Source organism: Litorilituus lipolyticus (genome assembly GCF_006439335.1).
Lineage (GTDB): Bacteria > Pseudomonadota > Gammaproteobacteria > Enterobacterales > Alteromonadaceae > Colwellia > Colwellia lipolytica.
This window is the reverse complement of sequence record NZ_SAWY01000012.1, coordinates 1-18,732: the sequence shown is the minus strand read 5'-3', so window position 1 is coordinate 18,732 and position 18,732 is coordinate 1. Positions and strand designations below refer to the sequence as shown.

Annotated in this window: 16 protein-coding genes; 2 read left to right on the top strand and 14 right to left on the bottom strand. The window is 37.4% G+C overall.

Annotation, left to right across the window (positions count from 1 at the left end):
- Window positions 1-97: 97 nt before the first annotated feature.
- From EPA86_RS06500 to rppH, 5 genes are all read right to left on the bottom strand, one after another.
- Window positions 98-949 (bottom strand): thymidylate synthase, encoded by an 852-nt coding sequence (locus tag EPA86_RS06500; RefSeq protein WP_140602618.1) that lies wholly within the window; start codon window positions 947-949, stop codon window positions 98-100.
- On the bottom strand, window positions 950-1,795 hold the full coding sequence (gene lgt / locus EPA86_RS06495) for a prolipoprotein diacylglyceryl transferase (protein ID WP_140602617.1): 846 nt from the start codon (window positions 1,793-1,795) through the stop codon (window positions 950-952).
- Window positions 1,796-1,932: 137 nt separating this feature from the next.
- Window positions 1,933-2,727 carry a sulfite exporter TauE/SafE family protein gene (locus EPA86_RS06490; protein ID WP_140602616.1) on the bottom strand — a complete coding sequence of 265 codons (795 nt, stop codon included), beginning with the start codon at window positions 2,725-2,727 and terminating at the stop codon, window positions 1,933-1,935.
- A gap of 39 nt (window positions 2,728-2,766) precedes the next feature.
- The gene (gene ptsP, locus EPA86_RS06485) at window positions 2,767-5,115 is read right to left on the bottom strand and encodes a phosphoenolpyruvate--protein phosphotransferase (protein WP_140602615.1); all 2,349 of its coding nucleotides are present in this window, start codon (window positions 5,113-5,115) and stop codon (window positions 2,767-2,769) included.
- 115 nt (window positions 5,116-5,230) lie between these two features.
- Window positions 5,231-5,758 (bottom strand): RNA pyrophosphohydrolase, encoded by a 528-nt coding sequence (gene rppH / locus EPA86_RS06480; protein ID WP_140602614.1) that lies wholly within the window; start codon window positions 5,756-5,758, stop codon window positions 5,231-5,233.
- Between the two features lie 145 nt (window positions 5,759-5,903).
- Between rppH and mutH the strand changes: the two genes are divergently transcribed.
- Window positions 5,904-6,572, top strand: a complete 669-nt coding sequence (gene mutH / locus EPA86_RS06475) for a DNA mismatch repair endonuclease MutH (RefSeq protein ID WP_140602613.1) — start codon at window positions 5,904-5,906, stop codon at window positions 6,570-6,572.
- Here mutH and EPA86_RS06470 read toward each other — a convergent pair.
- From EPA86_RS06470 to EPA86_RS06430, 9 genes are all read right to left on the bottom strand, one after another.
- Entirely contained in the window at window positions 6,558-7,460 is a 903-nt protein-coding gene (locus EPA86_RS06470; protein ID WP_140602612.1) for a D-hexose-6-phosphate mutarotase, read from the bottom strand. The genes mutH and EPA86_RS06470 overlap by 15 nt on opposite strands.
- A gap of 179 nt (window positions 7,461-7,639) precedes the next feature.
- On the bottom strand, window positions 7,640-9,877 hold the full coding sequence (locus EPA86_RS06465) for a patatin-like phospholipase family protein (protein ID WP_342777393.1): 2,238 nt from the start codon (window positions 9,875-9,877) through the stop codon (window positions 7,640-7,642).
- 88 nt (window positions 9,878-9,965) lie between these two features.
- Window positions 9,966-11,264: an amidohydrolase family protein gene (locus EPA86_RS06460; protein WP_246058287.1), complete on the bottom strand. Its 1,299-nt coding sequence runs from the start codon at window positions 11,262-11,264 to the stop codon at window positions 9,966-9,968.
- Between the two features lie 8 nt (window positions 11,265-11,272).
- Window positions 11,273-12,688, bottom strand: coding sequence for an amidohydrolase (locus EPA86_RS06455; protein ID WP_140602611.1), 1,416 nt, complete (start codon window positions 12,686-12,688; stop codon window positions 11,273-11,275).
- Between the two features lie 134 nt (window positions 12,689-12,822).
- The gene (locus EPA86_RS06450; RefSeq protein ID WP_140602610.1) at window positions 12,823-15,021 is read right to left on the bottom strand and encodes a bacteriohemerythrin; all 2,199 of its coding nucleotides are present in this window, start codon (window positions 15,019-15,021) and stop codon (window positions 12,823-12,825) included.
- 133 nt (window positions 15,022-15,154) lie between these two features.
- A complete protein-coding gene (gene msrQ, locus EPA86_RS06445) occupies window positions 15,155-15,808 on the bottom strand; it encodes a protein-methionine-sulfoxide reductase heme-binding subunit MsrQ (protein ID WP_140602609.1) in 654 nt (217 codons plus the stop codon).
- A 46-nt stretch (window positions 15,809-15,854) separates the two neighbouring features.
- Window positions 15,855-16,862, bottom strand: a complete 1,008-nt coding sequence (msrP, locus tag EPA86_RS06440) for a protein-methionine-sulfoxide reductase catalytic subunit MsrP (protein ID WP_140602608.1) — start codon at window positions 16,860-16,862, stop codon at window positions 15,855-15,857.
- A gap of 85 nt (window positions 16,863-16,947) precedes the next feature.
- Window positions 16,948-17,316 (bottom strand): glutaredoxin family protein, encoded by a 369-nt coding sequence (locus EPA86_RS06435; protein ID WP_140602627.1) that lies wholly within the window; start codon window positions 17,314-17,316, stop codon window positions 16,948-16,950.
- A gap of 97 nt (window positions 17,317-17,413) precedes the next feature.
- Window positions 17,414-17,965 (bottom strand): DUF2058 domain-containing protein, encoded by a 552-nt coding sequence (locus EPA86_RS06430; RefSeq protein WP_140602607.1) that lies wholly within the window; start codon window positions 17,963-17,965, stop codon window positions 17,414-17,416.
- Between the two features lie 360 nt (window positions 17,966-18,325).
- Between EPA86_RS06430 and EPA86_RS06425 the strand changes: the two genes are divergently transcribed.
- A complete protein-coding gene (locus EPA86_RS06425) occupies window positions 18,326-18,604 on the top strand; it encodes a peptidylprolyl isomerase (protein WP_140602606.1) in 279 nt (92 codons plus the stop codon).
- Window positions 18,605-18,732: the final 128 nt, after the last annotated feature.

Below are 18,732 nucleotides of genomic sequence, written 5' to 3'. Positions count from 1 at the left end.
TATTATTTGAGTAAGTTACCTTATACTTTAGCCTTACATTTCATACCTAATTAATTTAAAAAGCCTCCAGAAGGAGGCTCATTAATTTAACAAAAAACTAAACCGCGAAGGGATACTTAATTGCGTCGTGACATTGATAACCTTCGACCTCAAAATCATCCATAGTTACCCATGTTTCTAGATCTTTTAAGGTTTTTATATCGGGGTTAATGTTTAATTTAGGCAAGGGTAAAGGTTCGCGCTTTAATTGCACATCTTTCATCAGCGGCAGTTGATCTTCATAAATGTGAGCATTGACTATTTTATGGTATGCCATACCCGCTTTTTTACCTGTTATCTGCGCCATTAAGGCAAGAAAAGCAAATACTTGAATTTGATTAAAGTTCAAGCCAAGCGGCACATCACAAGAACGTTGGAAACTGGTCAAATATAAAGTATCACCCAGTAATGAAAAGTTGTGAGTATGCATGCAAGGTCTTAAACAACCCATGTGAAATTCACCAGGGTTATAAAATGTCATTATTTCAGCGCGATCATCAATGCCGTTAGATAAGTTATCTACTATTTTTTGTAACTGATCTATTTTGCCACCATCAGGTTTTGCCCATGCGCGCCCTTGTATACCATAAACGCGCCCCATGTCATCTTCACCCTTACGATGAGAGTTATTAAGCCATGCATCATTAAGGTTTGCATTGGCATCCCAAGTTTTCGTACCCAATTTTCGAAAATCCGCTGCGTTGTCATAACCTCTGATATACCCAATAAACTCAGCAATAGCAGACTTAAAGTAGCTTTTACGTGTGGTGATCATAGGGAATTCATTAGCACCAACGTTATATTCTAAGTCGGCATTAATTACTGTTAAACATCGTTTACCTGTGCGCTCATTTTCAACCCAAGTGCCTTGGTCAATAATTCGCTGACATAAATCTAAATAAGCACGCATTTACTTAGTTCCTTTTAAATTCTGCTGTTTCGAAGAGTTCGCAATTTGAGTTTTTTGCTGGCTAAGGTAGCCAATATAAATAATGAAAATACCTGCCAATATCATTGGTATACTTAATATTTGACCTTTAGAAATAAAGGAGAAATACAAACCTAAATGCGCATCAGGTTCTCTATAAAACTCTACAATACTTCTAAAAACACCATAACCTATTAAGAAAGCACCTGACGCTAACCCTAAACTTCTAGGTTTACGTGAGATATAAAATAAAATGGCAAATAACACGACACCTTCTAGAAAGAATTCATATAACTGAGACGGGTGTCTTGGCACTTGTAGTGGATCTGTTGGAAAAACCATAGCCCACGACACATCAGTTTGTCTTCCCCACAATTCTGCATTGATAAAATTACCCAGACGCCCCATACCTAATCCAATAGGTACCAGTGGTGCAACAAAGTCTCCCACAGCAAGAAATTGTTTATTTGTTTTTCGAGCAAATATAAAAATGGCAGTTATAACCCCTAGCAGGCCGCCATGAAATGACATACCACCTTGCCATATTTTTAACAGATAAAGCGGATCTGCCAAGAAGTAATCAAATTGATAAAAAAGGACATAGCCAAACCGACCGCCTAAAACCACTCCCAGAAAACCGTAAAATAATAAGTCGCTTACTTGCTCTCGAGTCCATAATCCATTGCTTTTATCTGCAGCTTTATTAGCGATAAATAGAGCAGCTAAAAAGCCGATTAAATACATAGTGCCATACCAACGTAGAGCAACAGGGCCGATACTAAAAATTACTGGGTCAATTACCGGAAATTGTAAATACTGATCTGACATTTTCTATCCGTTTTAAAGATTTGCTAAGTACGATACCTAAGCAAATAGAATTTCACACGCTTTTTTAACAAGAAAAAGTAACGAGATGATACAAGCGTTTAATTATACTCATTTATCAAAAGAAATCGTGTAATTTTTTACGAAGTCATCATTTTAATAGCCACTAAAATAAGAAATACAGCAAAGGCTTTTTTTAAGGTTTTCACCGGCAACTTACTTGCGAACTTCACACCATATGGCGCAAAAAATGAAGAGCTTAAAACAATACCGAGTAATGCGGGTAAGTACACATATCCTACACTCCAGCTTGGTAATAAGCTTTGTGAGAATCCCGTATAAATATACCCTAATGAGCCAAAGAGTGCGACGAGTACACCACACGCTGTGGCAATACCAATGGCATGTCTTAAAGACATGCCAAAATAAGTTAACGCTGGCACTAATATAGCGCCGCCCGCCATGCCCATTAAACTTGCAACAATGCCCGTTAACCAACTGATGACCTGCAAGGTCAAGGTAGAAGGTAAAGTACGCTCTTTAGGGTTGGCAATAGATGCCAACATGTAGCTAGCTAACAGCATGACCGCCACTGCAAAAAAATTCTTTAACGCTTGCGTAGACATTAAATCAGCTATAAAAGCTCCCATTAACGCACCGAGCGCGACAACAATCATCAATGGTTTTGCTAGTTTCCAAGGAATATTATTATTTCGATGATGAGCGTAGGCGGCACTTGAGGAAGTAACCACAATAGCAGCGAGTGAAGTAGCAAGCGCCATTGGCATGACTATACTGTTATCAGCACCTAAAAGTGGTAATAAATACACTAAGGCAGGTACAACAATCAAACCACCACCAATCCCTAGTAGACCAGCGAGAAAGCCAACCAAACTACCAAGTGCGACACAGGTAAAGAATACGGTAAAAATCATAAAATTAAAATTTGATAAAGTGAGAATACGGGCGGAAAGCTAATATCCTGCGCGGATAAATCCACCTAAACCTAATGTTTCTAATTGCTCATTTAAATAGTCATGAACATCGTTTGTTGAACTCAATGTTAAAGTATGTGAAAGAATATCCTGAGCTTGTTCAAAACTCACATGCCTAATGACCCATTTTATCCGTGGCACATTATGGGAGTTCATACTTAGTTTATCATAGCCCATGGCTAATAATAACAATGCACCTGCTGGTGTTGAAGCTAATTCGCCACATAGACTAATGGGCACAAGTAATTGTGCCGATTCTTGTGCTATTGCATATAATGCTCTTAGCACTGCAGGATGAAAAGAGTCATATAAATTAGCTACTTGGCTATTATTTCGATCAACCGCTAACAAGTATTGAGTTAAGTCATTACTACCTACTGAGAAAAAATCAACGCGTTTTGCTAGCTCAGGTAATTGAAAAATAACAGAAGGAACTTCTAGCATAATACCCACTCGTGGCTTCATCAATTGTTGCGATATGGCTTCTGCTTTATGTTCTAATTCAATGCTAAGGTCTTTATCGTACAAGTCTTTAACTAGCTCTTCCAGCAATTGTGTTTTCAATTCCGCTTTCAATTCAAAATAGGCTTGATTGATTAAACGTGTGGCTTCGTCAACTTCTTCAATATTAGAAATCATCGGTAGCATTATTTCTAAATTACCAATCCCTTGATTTGCCCTAAGCATGGCTCTAATTTGTACAAGAAATATTTCCGGATGATCTAAGGTAATACGAATACCACGCCAACCAAGGAAAGGGTTATCTTCTGTAATAGGGAAATAAGGTAGTGATTTATCCCCACCCACATCAAGTGTTCGCATTGTTACAGCATGCTTAGGAAAAGCATTTAGCACACGTCTATAAAGCTGTGTTTGCTCTTGCTCCGAAGGAAAGCAACTTCTGTCCATAAAAGGAATTTCTGTACGGTATAAGCCGATACTTAATGCCCCTAAATTACCAGAATGTTCAAACCCTTCTGATAAGCCAGCATTTAACAATATTTCAATAGCTCTACCATCCGTTGTTATGCAAGGTAAATTAGCAACCTTCATAACTTTTTCTGTCAAAGCTTGTTCCTGAGAAATTAAATACTGATATTCTTGAACCAAGGTTTCATCAGGGTTGATAAACAGCTCACCACTATAGCCATCAACAATCGCCTGTTGACTATCGAGTTGCACAAATGCTAACGCATTAACCCCCATAATAGCAGGCAAGCCTAGTGATCTTGCTAAAATAGCGGCATGGGAGTTATTAGAACCCGATAATGAAATAATGCCTTGTAAGCCTTTATGCTGATATTCAGCCAACATAGAAGCCGTTACATCTTTTGCGAGTAAAATAAACTCCTTCGGCAAAGCTCTACTTTGCTGCTCTTGCTGTCGTAAATTAAAAAGTAATCGATTACCTAAATCTTGCACATCACTCGCGCGCTCTTGCAAGTAAGCATCATCAATCGCCTTAAACTGGGAGATATAGTGCTCAATCACCATTTTCAGGGCACTGTCAGCTCGCCAGCCTAAATTAATTTTATCGCTAATCTCTTGCCCTATGCCTACTTGAGCCAACATTTGCTGATAAACATCAAAAATGGCAAGAGTTTCATCTTTAACAATACTGGCCAATTTTTCACTAAGCAGAGTAAAATCATTACGTGTTTTATCAATAGCCTGTGCTATTCTTTCATGCTGTGCAGCAAGGTTTGTTACTTTTTTCAAACTGACTGTGGATAAATCAGCCTGTGGCTGACATACCACTATCTGACTCATAGCAATACCCGAAGATCCTGCGATGCCTTGCAATTGCTTATTTTGCTGTATGTGATCTTGCTGACTAGAAATTAAATTTCTTACTTCGGCATTAGCTAATGCACTGGCTAATTGAGCAGATAAGGTGACAACAAAGGCTTCTTCTGTCTCCGAAAAATGTCTCGCTTGTTCTTGCTGTATCGTTAAAATCCCCAACACTTTACGCTGGTGAATGATAGGCGTCCCTAAAAAAGCATTTAAATCATCTTCTTGCACTTCAGGTGCATGAATATAATCTTGATGCTCTTGAGCATTAGCAATATTTAATGGCTCTTCGCGTTGACCAACTAAACCGACAAGCCCTTCTGAAAAACCTATGCAGGTTTTACCCAAAGAATTTATCGCGAGTCCATCAGAGGCCATTAAAACGAAATGTTGGTAATGATAATCTGCCAGATATATTGAACAGCAATCTGTGTTCATGGCAGATTTAACTTGAGTGACCATACGCTCTAACGCTGATTGTAATTCAGTTTCTTGACTAAAATCTAATACAATACGGCGTAGCGTAGCTAACATTGGCGTCCTTTATTGCAGTCTGTTTAGAGAAAAAAATAGCCTACCGTTAGTTCCCAAGGGGCTAATTGTAGGCTATTTAACTTTATTTAGTATCATAGTAATAACTAGACATAGGTTAAGCTCGGCGTTTTCTTCTATCATTTCGCCTATCATGTCGTCTTTCATGTGAGAATGATAAGGCGGCATGCGCAAACTCCTTCATCACTTTACGATAAACGTCTCTTTTAAAAGAAACTACTTGTCGTACAGGATACCAATAACTCACCCAACGCCAATCATCAAACTCAGGATGATGACTATGCAATAAATTAATGGCCGACTCTGGCGCAGTTAGTTTTAATAAAAACCATTTCTGCTTTTGCCCTATACACACAGGCTTTGAGTCATGTCTAATAAAACGTTTTGGTAATTTATATTTCAGCCAATGCTTGGTTGAAGCAACTATTTTTACATGTTCAGGTTTTAAACCAACTTCTTCATGTAACTCTCGATACATGGTTTGCTCTGCTGATTCACCTTCATCAACGCCCCCTTGAGGGTACTGCCATGAATGTTGTCCATACCTTCTTGCCCAAAATACTTGTCCCCTGTCATTAATTATTACTATACCGACATTGGCACGATAGCCTTCGGCATCGATCACAGGAACTCCTGGCAAATTAAAAAATCACTTACCTAGATTCAACCATAATAACGCCATATGAGCAAATGATAACTTTGATTTTTTTAGTGTTTAACAACATAATAGCCAGCCTTGGTGTTAAAAAGACTGACGACGACCTACTTCTATGAATATTCCTCAAACTGAGCATGAACTTATCGAAAGAGCTCAAAATCTAGCGGGCTTAACATTAGGTGATATTGCTCAACAAGCAGGTATCGAAGTACCAAAGAACTTAACACGAAATAAAGGCTGGATTGGCTTACTACTTGAGCACGTATTGGGGGCCAGCGCTGGCTCTAGGCCAGAGCCAGATTTTCCCAATTTAGGTATTGAATTAAAATCCTTACCCATTAATGAACAAGCAAAACCTCTTGAAACCACCTTTGTGAGTGTAGCTCCATTAACTGGATTAGTCGGTATTAACTGGCATAATAGCTATGTAAGAAAAAAACTGGCAAAAGTACTCTGGGTTCCTGTTATTTCTCCAAAAGATCAGCCTATTACACAACGCGTGGTAGGCACTCCCTTTCTTTGGTCTCCTAGTGCTGAGGAAGAAGCCTTATTAGCGCAAGATTGGCAAGAATTAACCGATATGATCGTCTTAGGCAATGTTGAAAACATTCAAGGAAAACATGGTCAAGTAATGCAACTTAGACCTAAAGCGGCTAACAGCCAAGCAAAAACACAAGCCTATGATCGCCACGGAAAACCCTTTATGACACTGCCCAGAGGGTTTTATTTAAAAATCAATTTCACCCATATGTTGCTTCATAAATATTTACGAATTAACTAGAGGCTGTACTGTGATTTTTTGTCTTAACTTGGCACTTTTACCCGCAGGTAAATTTTGCCACGTTGTTTGAGCTGCTTCCAAACAGACAAAGTTTTGCTCTCCTTTAGGGTGAATATCGGCCATCGAGTTAGCAATATCTTCGCCCGGATTCCATAACACCCATTGACTAGCATTACTTTCAATGGAAATGGATCTTTGCCACTTTGAATCAATCAGCTTTACCGCTTTTGAAAACTCATAAACGCGATCAATAGGGCCTACACAGTGAGCAATTGGCTGCTTTGTTTTATTCTTACCTGACAATTTATCAAAGAATGCGGCCTGCTCTAATTCTTTAATCGAAATAAATAACGGTGAACTCACGTTAAAATAACTGTGTAAAGCTGAAGTATATTCTGCATCTTGAGCTGATAAGTTATGCATCGTTAGTATTTGCTCAAAGTGCGAACCAAAACATAAGGTTTGCTTTAGTTGAAAAGCATTTGGCCACATGGAGTGCTGCTTTTCTCCTTGAAAAACAATATCAATGACCACTTGCTCGCTTGTTACCTCAACATTATCAAGTTGCCATACTACTTGCCTAGCAAAGCCATGATTACCTGCTGGGCTAGTTTTTGCTGACTCGGGTGATTGCTTGTCATTGGCGCCAAACCAAGGCCAACATAAAGGAATTCCACCACGTATCGCTTTCCCTATTTCATAAGCAGATGTTTCACTTAACCAAAACAGATCCTGCTGATTTTTAGGTATAAAAGATAAGACCTGCCCACCATAGAGACTAACCTTTGCCTGGCATAGTTTATGGTTAATGTTGATAACGTCAATATCATTAGCAAGTTGAGATTGACTGATGGTTGCCCACGGGTTTTCAAGAATAATCTTTGACATGTTGACTCTTATAACTGTTGAACCAGCATTTTCCTGTAAATGTTATGGCCTAAGTTAGTTGCTACAAATTAGTTTCTTTAAGTAAATTACTTTCTGTCGACTATCATACTTACTATTACCTTTGTTGGTAATAATAAAACATTTCAAGAAGTACTTATTACTACATCAAGTGATTATATTTACCAGTTTTTGCCAATTGAGAGGAAAAAGCTATACTCGCCTTTTGAAGCGACACCTACACCAAATACAGCGGGGCCAAAGCTCGTATCTGTACCCAGATACAAACTACCTGAATGAATTAAATCATCATGCTTTACCGAATCATCTATTTGCCAAATATTACCCATCTCTATACTTGCCCCTAAATACATCGGTAAACCAAAAGCACCTGGTATATCTCGACCTAAGTCATACTGATAAGCCAGCGCAGCAAATGCTTTGTGCGCGCCTATCAAAGCATCTTCTTGATAACCTGATAAGTTTAAAAAGCCGCCTAATTCAGTGACATGTACGGTAAAGTCAGAACCAACATCACTTTCTACTGTAGCTAGTGAAACAATACCCACAAAAGTATGGCCTCTAAAGCCTATAGCACCACGCCAGTCAAAGGTAATTTCAACTGAAGTATCTTCGGTAAATTTTGTAAGTGGACGAGAATAGCTATCTTCACGCCAAAAAACATTAAATGAAAGTTTATTACCCTCTGTTGGAAAGTTAATACTATTAAGGGAATCATATTCTGCCTTTAAATAACCGCCATATGAATCATAGTCATACTTACCAACAGTTTGCACATCAACAGACAAGTCCCCCTTTTCGGCAATGCCACCTACTTCAACGAGCCCATTGAAAACATAGTTATAGCCCAAACCTAATTTGGCCAGAGCGTATTTATTAGTAAGTTCGTACCTTTCCTTCGTTCTTTCCCACTTTTCATGGCCATACTCAAGTCTTGTCCGGGCAAAATATTGTTGATATTTTCCTATGGGTTGATAAAACTCCGTGCCAAGCATGGTTTCCCAACCAACTCTAACTTCATTCAACCATTGACCGCCATTTTTATTAATATCAGTCATTAAATAAGCAACATTTAACTCAGTGATAGTTCTATGATGAAAATCAGTTTTTAAGCTAAAACCAAAATCTAAATAGTTAGGGCCCCAAGACTTGGCTTTGGTTTGCAAAACTATGATTTTGCCTTCACTTACATCATCAATTTCAACATTGACACTTTCAAACATATCTAAAGCATAAACACGATTAATAGCTTCATCGAGTTGCTCCTTAGTTAAATAAGAGCCAATGTCTATAGCAAAGTGTTGTGCAATAATATCAACATCGGCATTTGAATTATTCTCATAGTTAATCTTTACAACAGGACGCTCACTGGTTGCTAGCCATTTCTTTGATTTATTGAGCTTATGCTTTTGATAATCTATAAACTCTTCATTACTCACCGAAAGCTTTTTAATTTGCTCAATTTGCTCTTGTGCTTGTTTTTCTCCTAGCTCAAGTGCTTTAGGTAAAACTGACCAATCGGTAGTGCTTAAATTATCTATGGCGGGACGAATTAAAATATCTTTTTCAGTTAATAACTCTTTCTGCGCTAACGTAGTGTTGTTAGTCAAAATAGTTGATAATTGATTTAACACCGCCACCGTACTGGTAAGCTCATCTTCATGAGCAAGTGGAGAGCCAATATCGACAGCAATAACAATATCAGCCCCCATCGCTTTTACTACATCAATTGGCATATTATTCGCTATACCACCATCAACGAGTGTTTTTCCATCAATCTCTACAGCCGACACAATACCCGGTACCGCTGCAGAAGCTTTCATTGCTTGATGAATGCTGCCTTTTGAGAGTATTACCACTTCAGCAGTTGTTATATCAGAGGCAACAGCTCTGTAGGGAATAGCCAATTCATCAAAACTTTCAAACGCAGGTACTGTATCGGTAGATTTTCTCAATATTTGATAGGCACTTTGACCGAGTAATAACCCATGTGGTACTTTAATTTCACCCTCAGAAAAACCGAGTCGAACCCCCAAGTTATACCTGTCTCTAAACTGTTTATTTCGATAAGATAAATCTTCTCTTGGAATAAAATCTGAATAACCATCATCCCAGGGTAAGCTAAGCATAATGGTTTCAATTTCTTCTACTGAATAACCCAAAGCGTACATGCCAGCTACATAGGCACCTATACTAGTACCAACGATATAATCTACAGGAACCTTTTCTTGCTCTAGTACCTTTAAAACGCCAATGTGTGCAGAGCCTTTAGCGCCGCCACCACTGAGTACTAAACCAATTTTAGCTCTAGTATCAGAAGCCTCACCTAGTGGAGCAAAAGCAAGGGATATTAAAAGAAGTAATGAATGTAAGCGCATTATGATAAGAGTTTTATTCAATAATACGCTATATTAAGGACAGGATATTGATAATACAAGCATTATCAATATCCTGAATTAAGGAGTAACTAACAAAGGAATGTGTTAACTATTTAGTATAAGCCCTTGGCATATCAGATGGCGTAGTATAACGATCGCGTAAAGCATCTTGACGTGACTTAGTTGATACTTCCTTACCATTGATCCACATTGCATCAACTTTTGTGCTAATTTCAAAAGGATCATTATTCCATAGCACAAGGTTTGCATCTTTACCTGCTGTAATACGCCCCGTATTTAACTTAAACACATCGGCTACATTGGCAGTAACTGCCGCTAATGCGCTGGTATTACTTAGGCCATTGGCAATAGCAACTCCTGCATCATAGCGCAATTGATTAATATTGTGACTCTCACCACTTGGCGATAAAATCACTTTAACGCCCGCTTTTTCTAGTTCTGCAACCATGGCTAAAGAGCCATGCAATGAATCAAAACTATTGGGCAAATTATCAATCGCACTAGTCATCACCGGTACTTTAGCAGCAACAATTTCTTCTTTAACCAATAAAGCATCACGAGCACCAACAAGTACTATCTGTAATTGATATTGCTCTTTAAGCTTCAACAAGGCTAAAATATCAGTTGCTCTATCAGCATAGGCTAACAGTAATTTCTCACCTTTTAATAAAGCATGTACTGGTAACTCTTTGCGCTTAGGTTCTTTATTTTTACTTTTATCTTTAGCTTTTTCCGCTTTTGCAATTGCCTTTTGAGCATCTTCCAAAGCATTTGCCAATTTTTGTAATGTTAAAGCGCGTGAACCTTTACGCTTTGAACCAAGCTCAACAATAACGGCATCATTTGCACGGATTACACTGTCAAACTCCCCTGATAAATTAACAACAAAGCTTTGTCCTTTAAATAAACTTTCACCGCCGTGAGGCATGACTATGTTTGATGTAATACCGCCTTTACGCGTATATGGGATCAATGTTGACTTAGGATTAAAAGCAAGGCTTGCATCAAAAGTAATATCCGCCTTTTTATCAGAAGCATCACGGCTTCGCGATACCGCACCGACTTCTACTAAACCTAAAATGTTGTTCGTGCCGATAAAACCCGGTGTTAAAATACGACCTGCGGCATCTACCGTACTATCAGCTTGGATATCTTTTGGTACCTCGCCATTAGCATAAACAGCAGATATTTTACCCTCTTCAACATATACTGATGCTTGAGATAAAATCCCCTGACTTGCCACGGTATGAACTTCAGCATTCATAATGAGTAATGATTCAGCTTGAACAAAAGAAACTAAAGTACTGCTTGCAAGAGCACCTGCAATAGCAAAACGTTTACTCATAGACAATAAGCTTTTTGAAATTAATAAGTTATTCTTTTTCATGACAATTCCTATTTATTGCCTTGTGCTTGACCAAGTAAAAAGTCGCTTTTCGCTTGATATTTTTCATCGAAACGATCGTACACTTTCGCACCATCAATAAAGACTTGTTCAGCTTTTGCGTACACGCTAAATGGGTTCGTGTTCCAAACAACAACATCAGCATTCTTACCAGAAACTAAACTACCCACTTTATCGCTCACTCCTAGAGACTTAGCTGCATTGTGAGTGATCCATTTAATTGCATCTTCTTCTTTTAACGCAAAACCATTTTCATTTGCACGATAAAGTACTTTCGCTGCTTCATGGTTTAAGCGTTGTATTGTTGTAGCTGAATCAGAATGAACAACTGCACATGAGTTTTTAACTGCATCAACAATAGCAACATTTTCTTCTACCATATCGTAGGCTTCCATTTTAAAGCCCCACCAATCTGGCCACATCGCAACACAGTTACCATTTTCTGCTAATAAATCAGCTATTTTATAAGCTTCAATACCATGATGGAAAGTTCCCGCGTGATAGTTAAATTCTTTACTTAAATCAATCATCACAGCCATCTCTTCCGCTTTATAACAATGATTATGTATTAAGATTTCACCATCAAGCACACCCATTAAAGTATCTAGCTCTAAATCTCTCTTAGGTGCTTCTGGGTTTTTACCTGCGCTGTAATCACTTTCATACTTTGCCCACGCACGTTTATATTCCGTCGCAGCTATCCAAGCACTTCGATAACCAGCAACATTACCCATTCGGGTAGATGGTAATACTTTGCGACTACCGTAAACACGTTTAGGGTTTTCACCACATGCCATTTTTAACCCATAAGGAGCGTCAGCAAACTTCATGCCTTGCATAGTGTGACTTGGCACATTACGTAGGGTTACACCTCGTCCACCAAATAAATTAGCTGAACCAGGTAATATTTGTAAACTCGTGATACCGCCAGCTCGAGCGGCTTGAAAACCTGGATCTTGAGGCCAAATACTATGCTCGGCCCAAACTTCAGAGGTGTTTGGCGAAGTCATTTCATTACCATCAGAATGAGATTCTACTTTAGGGCTAGGATAAACCCCTAAGTGTGAATGCACATCAATAATACCAGGGGTAATCCATTTACCTTGCATATCGATAACAACAGCACCTTGAGCAGACAAATCAGTTCCTAATTGCTGAACTTTGCCATCAACTAATAAAATATCAGCACTTTCTAAGCGCTCTCCCGTCCCAGTTAAAATGGTTGCATTCGTTAATAAAGTATCCTGCTTAGGTAAAACTTGATAACTGCTAGGGTATGGATTTTTATTGATTGTGACTTTAGCATCTTGTTTTTCTTGAGATAAACAAGCTGATAAAGCAATAGAAAGCACACTAATTGACAATACTTTTATTGCCCGTTTTGGCTTAGTTGTTTTTGCTAACATATGGATTCCTGTAGCGATTTATTGTAATAATTTTAAATATTATAGGAAAGAATAGCTTATTACGATTTGTTTAGAACAACAACTTAATGACGATAAGTCGCTGATAGTTTGCGATTAGACGCAAATTAAGTCGATTAAGCAGACGGGGCGTCAGCTATAACCACTTTGTTTCGCCCAGTATTTTTAGCTTGATATAAAGAATTATCAGCATGGGCGATAAAGGTTTCAGCATTAATAAATAATTCAGGGTGCCACTGACTTACGCCAATACTGACTGTCACTGAGATCAAGTGATGCTCAATTTGAATAGCTAATTGTGCAACACTTGAGCGTAAACGCTCAGCAAAATGCCGAGCATTATTTAGGTTCGTGTCTGGCATCACAATAACAAACTCTTCACCACCCACTCGCGCTACAACATCAGAGCTTCTCACGGCATCTTTACAAGCTTGATAAAACACTTTCAATACTTGATCGCCAACAGTATGACCATAGGTATCATTAATACTTTTAAAATGATCAATATCTAAAACCATGATGGATAATGGTTTACCATGCTGATTTACATTAGCAATTTCTTTACCGAGCAAATCATTAAAGTGATGTCTATTCACAGCACCAGTCAAAGCATCTGTCAATGCTAATTGCTCAAAATGATCCTGCTGTGATTTTCGATATTGAATTTCTTTTTGCTGATCACTTACTCTTGCTTTGTAAATATCTGCTTGTAACAAACGACGCCTTAACTTCTCATAAGCTAACTGCATCGCACCAATCTCATCATTCCTTGAAGCATTTTTAAACTGAATATTAGTTTGTCCAGCAGACATGTCATCTAAAGCGTATGTTAATTTACGTACAGGGCTAATAATGCTGTAATTAAGTACTAAAGCAAATAATATGGAAATAACTAAGAATACAGTAAGAATCACAGCAACCCAAAAGAACATATTTTCTATCTGATTAGATTCGGCTTGAACTTTTAAACTAAACTCAGCAATTAACTTATCTGATAGTAGTTTAATATTATCAATCTCTTGCGACATAAGCTCGAACCAGGCATCACCTCTTTCATTTAGCCCATGTTTTGAAACAATATGCGTGTAATATTGCTCAATGATTTGGCTTACTAGCTTTTCATCGCAATAATCTGCACATTGCAACTTCTGCTGATCATTAGCTGAATTATTAAAGCTTTTTATACTTGATAACTGCTTACCTAGTAATATAATAATTTCTTTATTTTCTAATAGATTTTGAGCGTCTTGGGTGATATTTCCCATACCTATCGCTCTCATTTGCCCCATATATTCTTTAAAAGATAAAATAGCATTTATTGCCGCAATATCATTACTTAACTCGCTCCCCACATCTAAGTGGATGAGACTCTCAGATACATATAGTAATTGTTCAATAAGTTGCGTGTAAGCTTCATTGCTTTTCCTACCAGAAATGATGCCTTTATCTAATAGCAACCTTACCTGATTAAGTTTAGTAAATGACTCTCTTGCACTCTTCGCATAGAGATAAATATTTTCTTTTACTAATTCATCAAGGTGTAAATTTAGCAGTAATAAAAAGTTTTTAATTTTATCATCTGTAATAGCACGACGCTTTGATAAGCTATCGGCATAGTCTTGAAAATTTGAACTACTATAGCCGCTTGATAAACCTCGCTCAGCCTGCAAAGAGTGGCTAATTCCATTAACCTGCTCAATAACATTATGCAAACCAATAATCAGAGATACGTTTTTATAACGTTGAAAACTATCACTGAGAAGTATGAAGCACAGGACAAAGGACATAACTAACGGTGATAACGTGGTAATAAAAACTCGCTTACTTAAACTAACATTTTGAGCAAGTTTTTTTGATAGAAAACGTAAAAACGGGTGTTTAGCTTTTTTGATTTGCTGATAGTTTTCAATTTGCTGATAACTTTTGATTGCACCAACATAGTCCTGATCTTCCTGCAGTATGTGCTTTAATAGCCAATGCTGTAAATAATCGGTAATCTCACTACGTACTTCTATAGTATTATTATCAAGCCATTGCTGTTTTAACTGTGCTACTTTTTCAACAAAATTTTTATGACTTTCTTTATGAGCATCAAGGTTTTTATAATTAAACTGTTCAAGCAAGGCTTCTTCCCTTGAGAAGTGCTCGACAATATAATGTTCTAACTCAGAAAAAGTTTGATTGATGACGTTATCAACGTCTTGGCTATTCTGGCTTGCGATTAACCGTGAGAGAATGGTTATAATTTTTTTATGATCGTTGTCTATGGCCTCTACGCCAACGCTCATTCCTTCGCTCCAGACTAATTCGGCCATCTTATCTCTAATTTAAATCGCTTCTGATGTGTAACAAATTAACAGCTGACTTTCATCAATATATCAGCTGTAATTTTATAAGATATATTAATATTATCTAATCAATAAATCTGACACAACGGTTTCAACATTTTTACGACGTAAACCGCGATGAGATCAAAATTTTTAATTTTTTAAAACGCAATAGCAAGACAATTAACGTAAGTCCTGCATAAAATATCGGGGTAGTTAGCTCAGACTTCACCGACCAATAAAAATGAATATTCACAAGAATCACAATAAGATAACTTAAGTTATGAAGCGACTGCCATTGACGGCCCATTTTTCTTTTCAATTTGTTATGTGAAGTAATTGCTAGCAAAGTCAACATGACAAAGGCCAGCATACCTATAGTGATATATGGCCGCTTTAAAATTTCGCCTGCAAATAAAGACCAATCAAATTGCAAATCGAAGACTAAGAAATTAGTTAGATGCAAAACCCCATAAAAAAAACTATACAAGCCAAGTAAACGCCGTACTTTCATTAACTTACTTGCCTTTAACTTCTTAGCTAAAGGAGAAATACACAGGGTTATTAATAATAAGTTAAGTGCCCCTATGCCAGTAAAGTGAATTAAGACTTCAACTGGGTCGCCAAGCAATTGCCCAGTAAAGGCTTTTGCATATATATACACTAAAGGAGTGATTGATAAGCAGTGTATCAATACTTTTAACCATAGGAGCTGATTTATTCTCTCCAATAGTTTTTGATTGTGTTTTATATGAGGCTTGTTCAAAGTGTACATCTCAGGCTACTCTATTTTACGACTTGGTTGTTAATTTATCATTGCATTAATAATACTTATGCAAATCCATACCTTTATATAAATGAGCAACTTGCTCGCCATAGCCATTAAAAGGCTGTGTTTCAATGCGCTGTGAAGAAAAAACGCCACTTCCAGTAATACGCCTTTCGCTAGCTTGGCTCCATCTTGGATGATCATGTTGTGGGTTAACATTGGCATAAAAGCCATATTCTTGCGGTGCTAATTTATTCCATGTAGTTTGTGGGGGGCTAGATATTAGTTTTATTGAAACAATAGACTTAATACTTTTAAACCCATACTTCCAAGGGACAACTAATCGAATAGGTGCACCATTTTGTGGAGGTAGTGTTTTCCCATATAATCCAACACTAAGTAATGTTAAGGGGTTCATCGCTTCATCTATCCTCAAACCTTCTGTATAAGGATATTGTATTCCACCTCCTAAACGTCTATTTGCTTGTCCTGGCATTTGCTCAGGATCATATAAGGTTTCAAAAGCTACATATTTCGCCTTTGAATTAGGTGATGCTTGCTTTATTAAACTTGCAAGAGAAAACCCTAACCAAGGAATAACCATTGACCAAGCTTCAACGCAGCGAAGTCGGTAGATTCTTTCTTCTAGTGGAAAACGTGTAAATAGCTCATCATAATCTAATGTAAACGGCTTATCGCACTCACCACTAATCGATAGCTGCCAAGGCTTAACATTAAACTGTTGTGAAAGTTCTACCGGTTGATGCTTTTGGCTACCAAATTCATAAAAATTATTATGCGTGGTAACTTTTTTTTCTGTGGTTAGTATTTGCCCTGCTGCATTATCAGCAGGTTTATAATTCAATGATTTGGTGGCGAAACTTGGTTTTTCATCATCGGAAAACCAACTAGCATAACTCTGAGGACTAACGCCCGCAACTAAAGCACCCGCCCCTAAAAAACCTAATTGTTTTAAGATAGCTCGTCGTTGATGATAAATATTTTCATCAGTTACCTGATGCTCGGTTAAAGAGGATTTCGAAGTAAGTTTTACTAACATATACAGCCAAATAAATAATGAAACATTATTTATTAGACATAAAAAAGGGCTGATAAATTTCAGCCCTTAATCTATTATTTTTTCTTTATGCTGCTTTAGCTATCTTCTCAAGGTGGGCAACAACATCACTTGATTCGTATAGCCATTGCACATCGCCATTATCTTGTTCAATACGTAAACAAGGAACTGTGCGCTTACCGCCTTCTTTTATTAATTCTTCACGTAACGCATCATTTGTATTGATATTACGTAATTCAATATTTAAACCTTCACGCTTCATCGCTCTGCGTACTTTTACACAAAAGGGACAGGCAGGTAATTGATATAAGCTTAGGTTTTGTGTTTGCTTATTTAATTTTTCTTGTACCTCTTTAGATCGTTTCGGCGATCTTGGAGAAAAAATAAAGTTCAACAAAAGTATAAGTCGACCAATTGGCCAACGGATCACTGACATCAACATAAATACCTCTTTTGCTCAGTAAAAAATTCGCAGAATTCTAGCATAAAACCAAGCATGCGCTCTAGCCCTATTCAGACTCTAGCAAGAAAAACTACCACATCAGGTCATCAGGGATCTGATATTGCGCGTAAGGATCTTCTTCATTCGATTCTTCCTCAACTACTTTATCGTTTTTCACTAATACAATTGAATTATCTAACTCGGCAACCTTTTGTGCTGTTTCTGCAGTTACGATATAAGTTACTTCATCAAAACCACACAGGGCTAAACGGCCATTCACTAAAGCCTTGTATGTTAAATCATCAACGGCTATTTTCTTGATCTTAGTGTTAAAGGTGTAATTATATTCATTATCACCTGCGACATCATTTAATTGATGGTGCTGTAAAATCTGTTGAATTCTAAGCCCTTGCTCTTTTTCGGCAATTTGCTTTTTTCTTTCTTCATTAAGTGCGTTGTCTTTCGCTTTTTTAGCTGATTGAGCATGCTGTAACTCTTGCTTAACTTGCTCTTGTAATGTTGCTTCTTGCGCTACACCACTACGCTTTTGCTTGTTCTTTTTTCGTTTCTCAGTGTTTGCTTGACGCGCTTTTTGCTTAGTCGTTAAGCCTGCTTTTAGTAATTGTTCTTGCAAAGAAGCCATAAGAAATAAGTACACCTTACATGTTAAAAATAAAAGATCATTTTACCTGAAATAAGAGAATAATCGAAGACTTTGCTAATTTTTCACTCAAGCATATAGAGATATTGAACTAGCATAACTGAACGATTACTGTTGTCGTATCTCTAACTTCTCCTTGCCTTTTGCCCTCAATCTCCCCATTAACAAAATAATCATATAATTATTACAAAAGGGAAATAATCAGAATAATGTCACACTTTCATTCTGTATTTAGATAAGTTATGGTGACTATGTACGATTGTATATATAGTCAAATTTACATGTAGTTACCTCATGAATTTTGCTATATCAAATAATAATATTAATAAGTAGGAAGGAAGTATGTCTCAAGCAACCGCACGCCATCTGTTAGTAGATACAGAAGAAGAATGTTTGATTATAAAAGCAGATATTGAAGCAGGTAAGGATTTTGCTGAAGCGGCAAAAGATCACTCTACTTGTCCATCAAACGCTCAAGGTGGCGACTTAGGCAGTTTTGGTCCAGGACAAATGGTTCCAGAGTTTGACAAAGTAGTTTTCTCAGCCCCACTTAATAAAGTTCAAGGTCCAGTAAAAACTCAGTTTGGTTATCATCTATTAGAAGTTACTTCTCGTAACTAACGCAATACGCAAATAAAAAAAGCCGCAACAAATTGTTGCGGCTTTTCTCTTTATTTTGACCCGTCCTAAATAAGGTTGACACTTTTCCACGATTAAATTGGAGAGTGTTATGAAATCAATCACTAAAC

Coding starts and splice junctions, on each gene's coding strand:
- EPA86_RS06500 (WP_140602618.1), bottom strand. CDS start 949: ATGCGTGCTTATTTAGATTTATGTCAGCGAATTATTGACCAAGGCACT.
- lgt (WP_140602617.1), bottom strand. CDS start 1,795: ATGTCAGATCAGTATTTACAATTTCCGGTAATTGACCCAGTAATTTTT.
- EPA86_RS06490 (WP_140602616.1), bottom strand. CDS start 2,727: ATGATTTTTACCGTATTCTTTACCTGTGTCGCACTTGGTAGTTTGGTT.
- ptsP (WP_140602615.1), bottom strand. CDS start 5,115: ATGTTAGCTACGCTACGCCGTATTGTATTAGATTTTAGTCAAGAAACT.
- mutH (WP_140602613.1), top strand. CDS start 5,904: ATGAATATTCCTCAAACTGAGCATGAACTTATCGAAAGAGCTCAAAAT.
- EPA86_RS06470 (WP_140602612.1), bottom strand. CDS start 7,460: ATGTCAAAGATTATTCTTGAAAACCCGTGGGCAACCATCAGTCAATCT.
- EPA86_RS06460 (WP_246058287.1), bottom strand. CDS start 11,264: ATGAAAAAGAATAACTTATTAATTTCAAAAAGCTTATTGTCTATGAGT.
- EPA86_RS06455 (WP_140602611.1), bottom strand. CDS start 12,688: ATGTTAGCAAAAACAACTAAGCCAAAACGGGCAATAAAAGTATTGTCA.
- EPA86_RS06450 (WP_140602610.1), bottom strand. CDS start 15,021: ATGGCCGAATTAGTCTGGAGCGAAGGAATGAGCGTTGGCGTAGAGGCC.
- msrQ (WP_140602609.1), bottom strand. CDS start 15,808: ATGTACACTTTGAACAAGCCTCATATAAAACACAATCAAAAACTATTG.
- msrP (WP_140602608.1), bottom strand. CDS start 16,862: ATGTTAGTAAAACTTACTTCGAAATCCTCTTTAACCGAGCATCAGGTA.
- EPA86_RS06435 (WP_140602627.1), bottom strand. CDS start 17,316: ATGTCAGTGATCCGTTGGCCAATTGGTCGACTTATACTTTTGTTGAAC.
- EPA86_RS06430 (WP_140602607.1), bottom strand. CDS start 17,965: ATGGCTTCTTTGCAAGAACAATTACTAAAAGCAGGCTTAACGACTAAG.
- EPA86_RS06425 (WP_140602606.1), top strand. CDS start 18,326: ATGTCTCAAGCAACCGCACGCCATCTGTTAGTAGATACAGAAGAAGAA.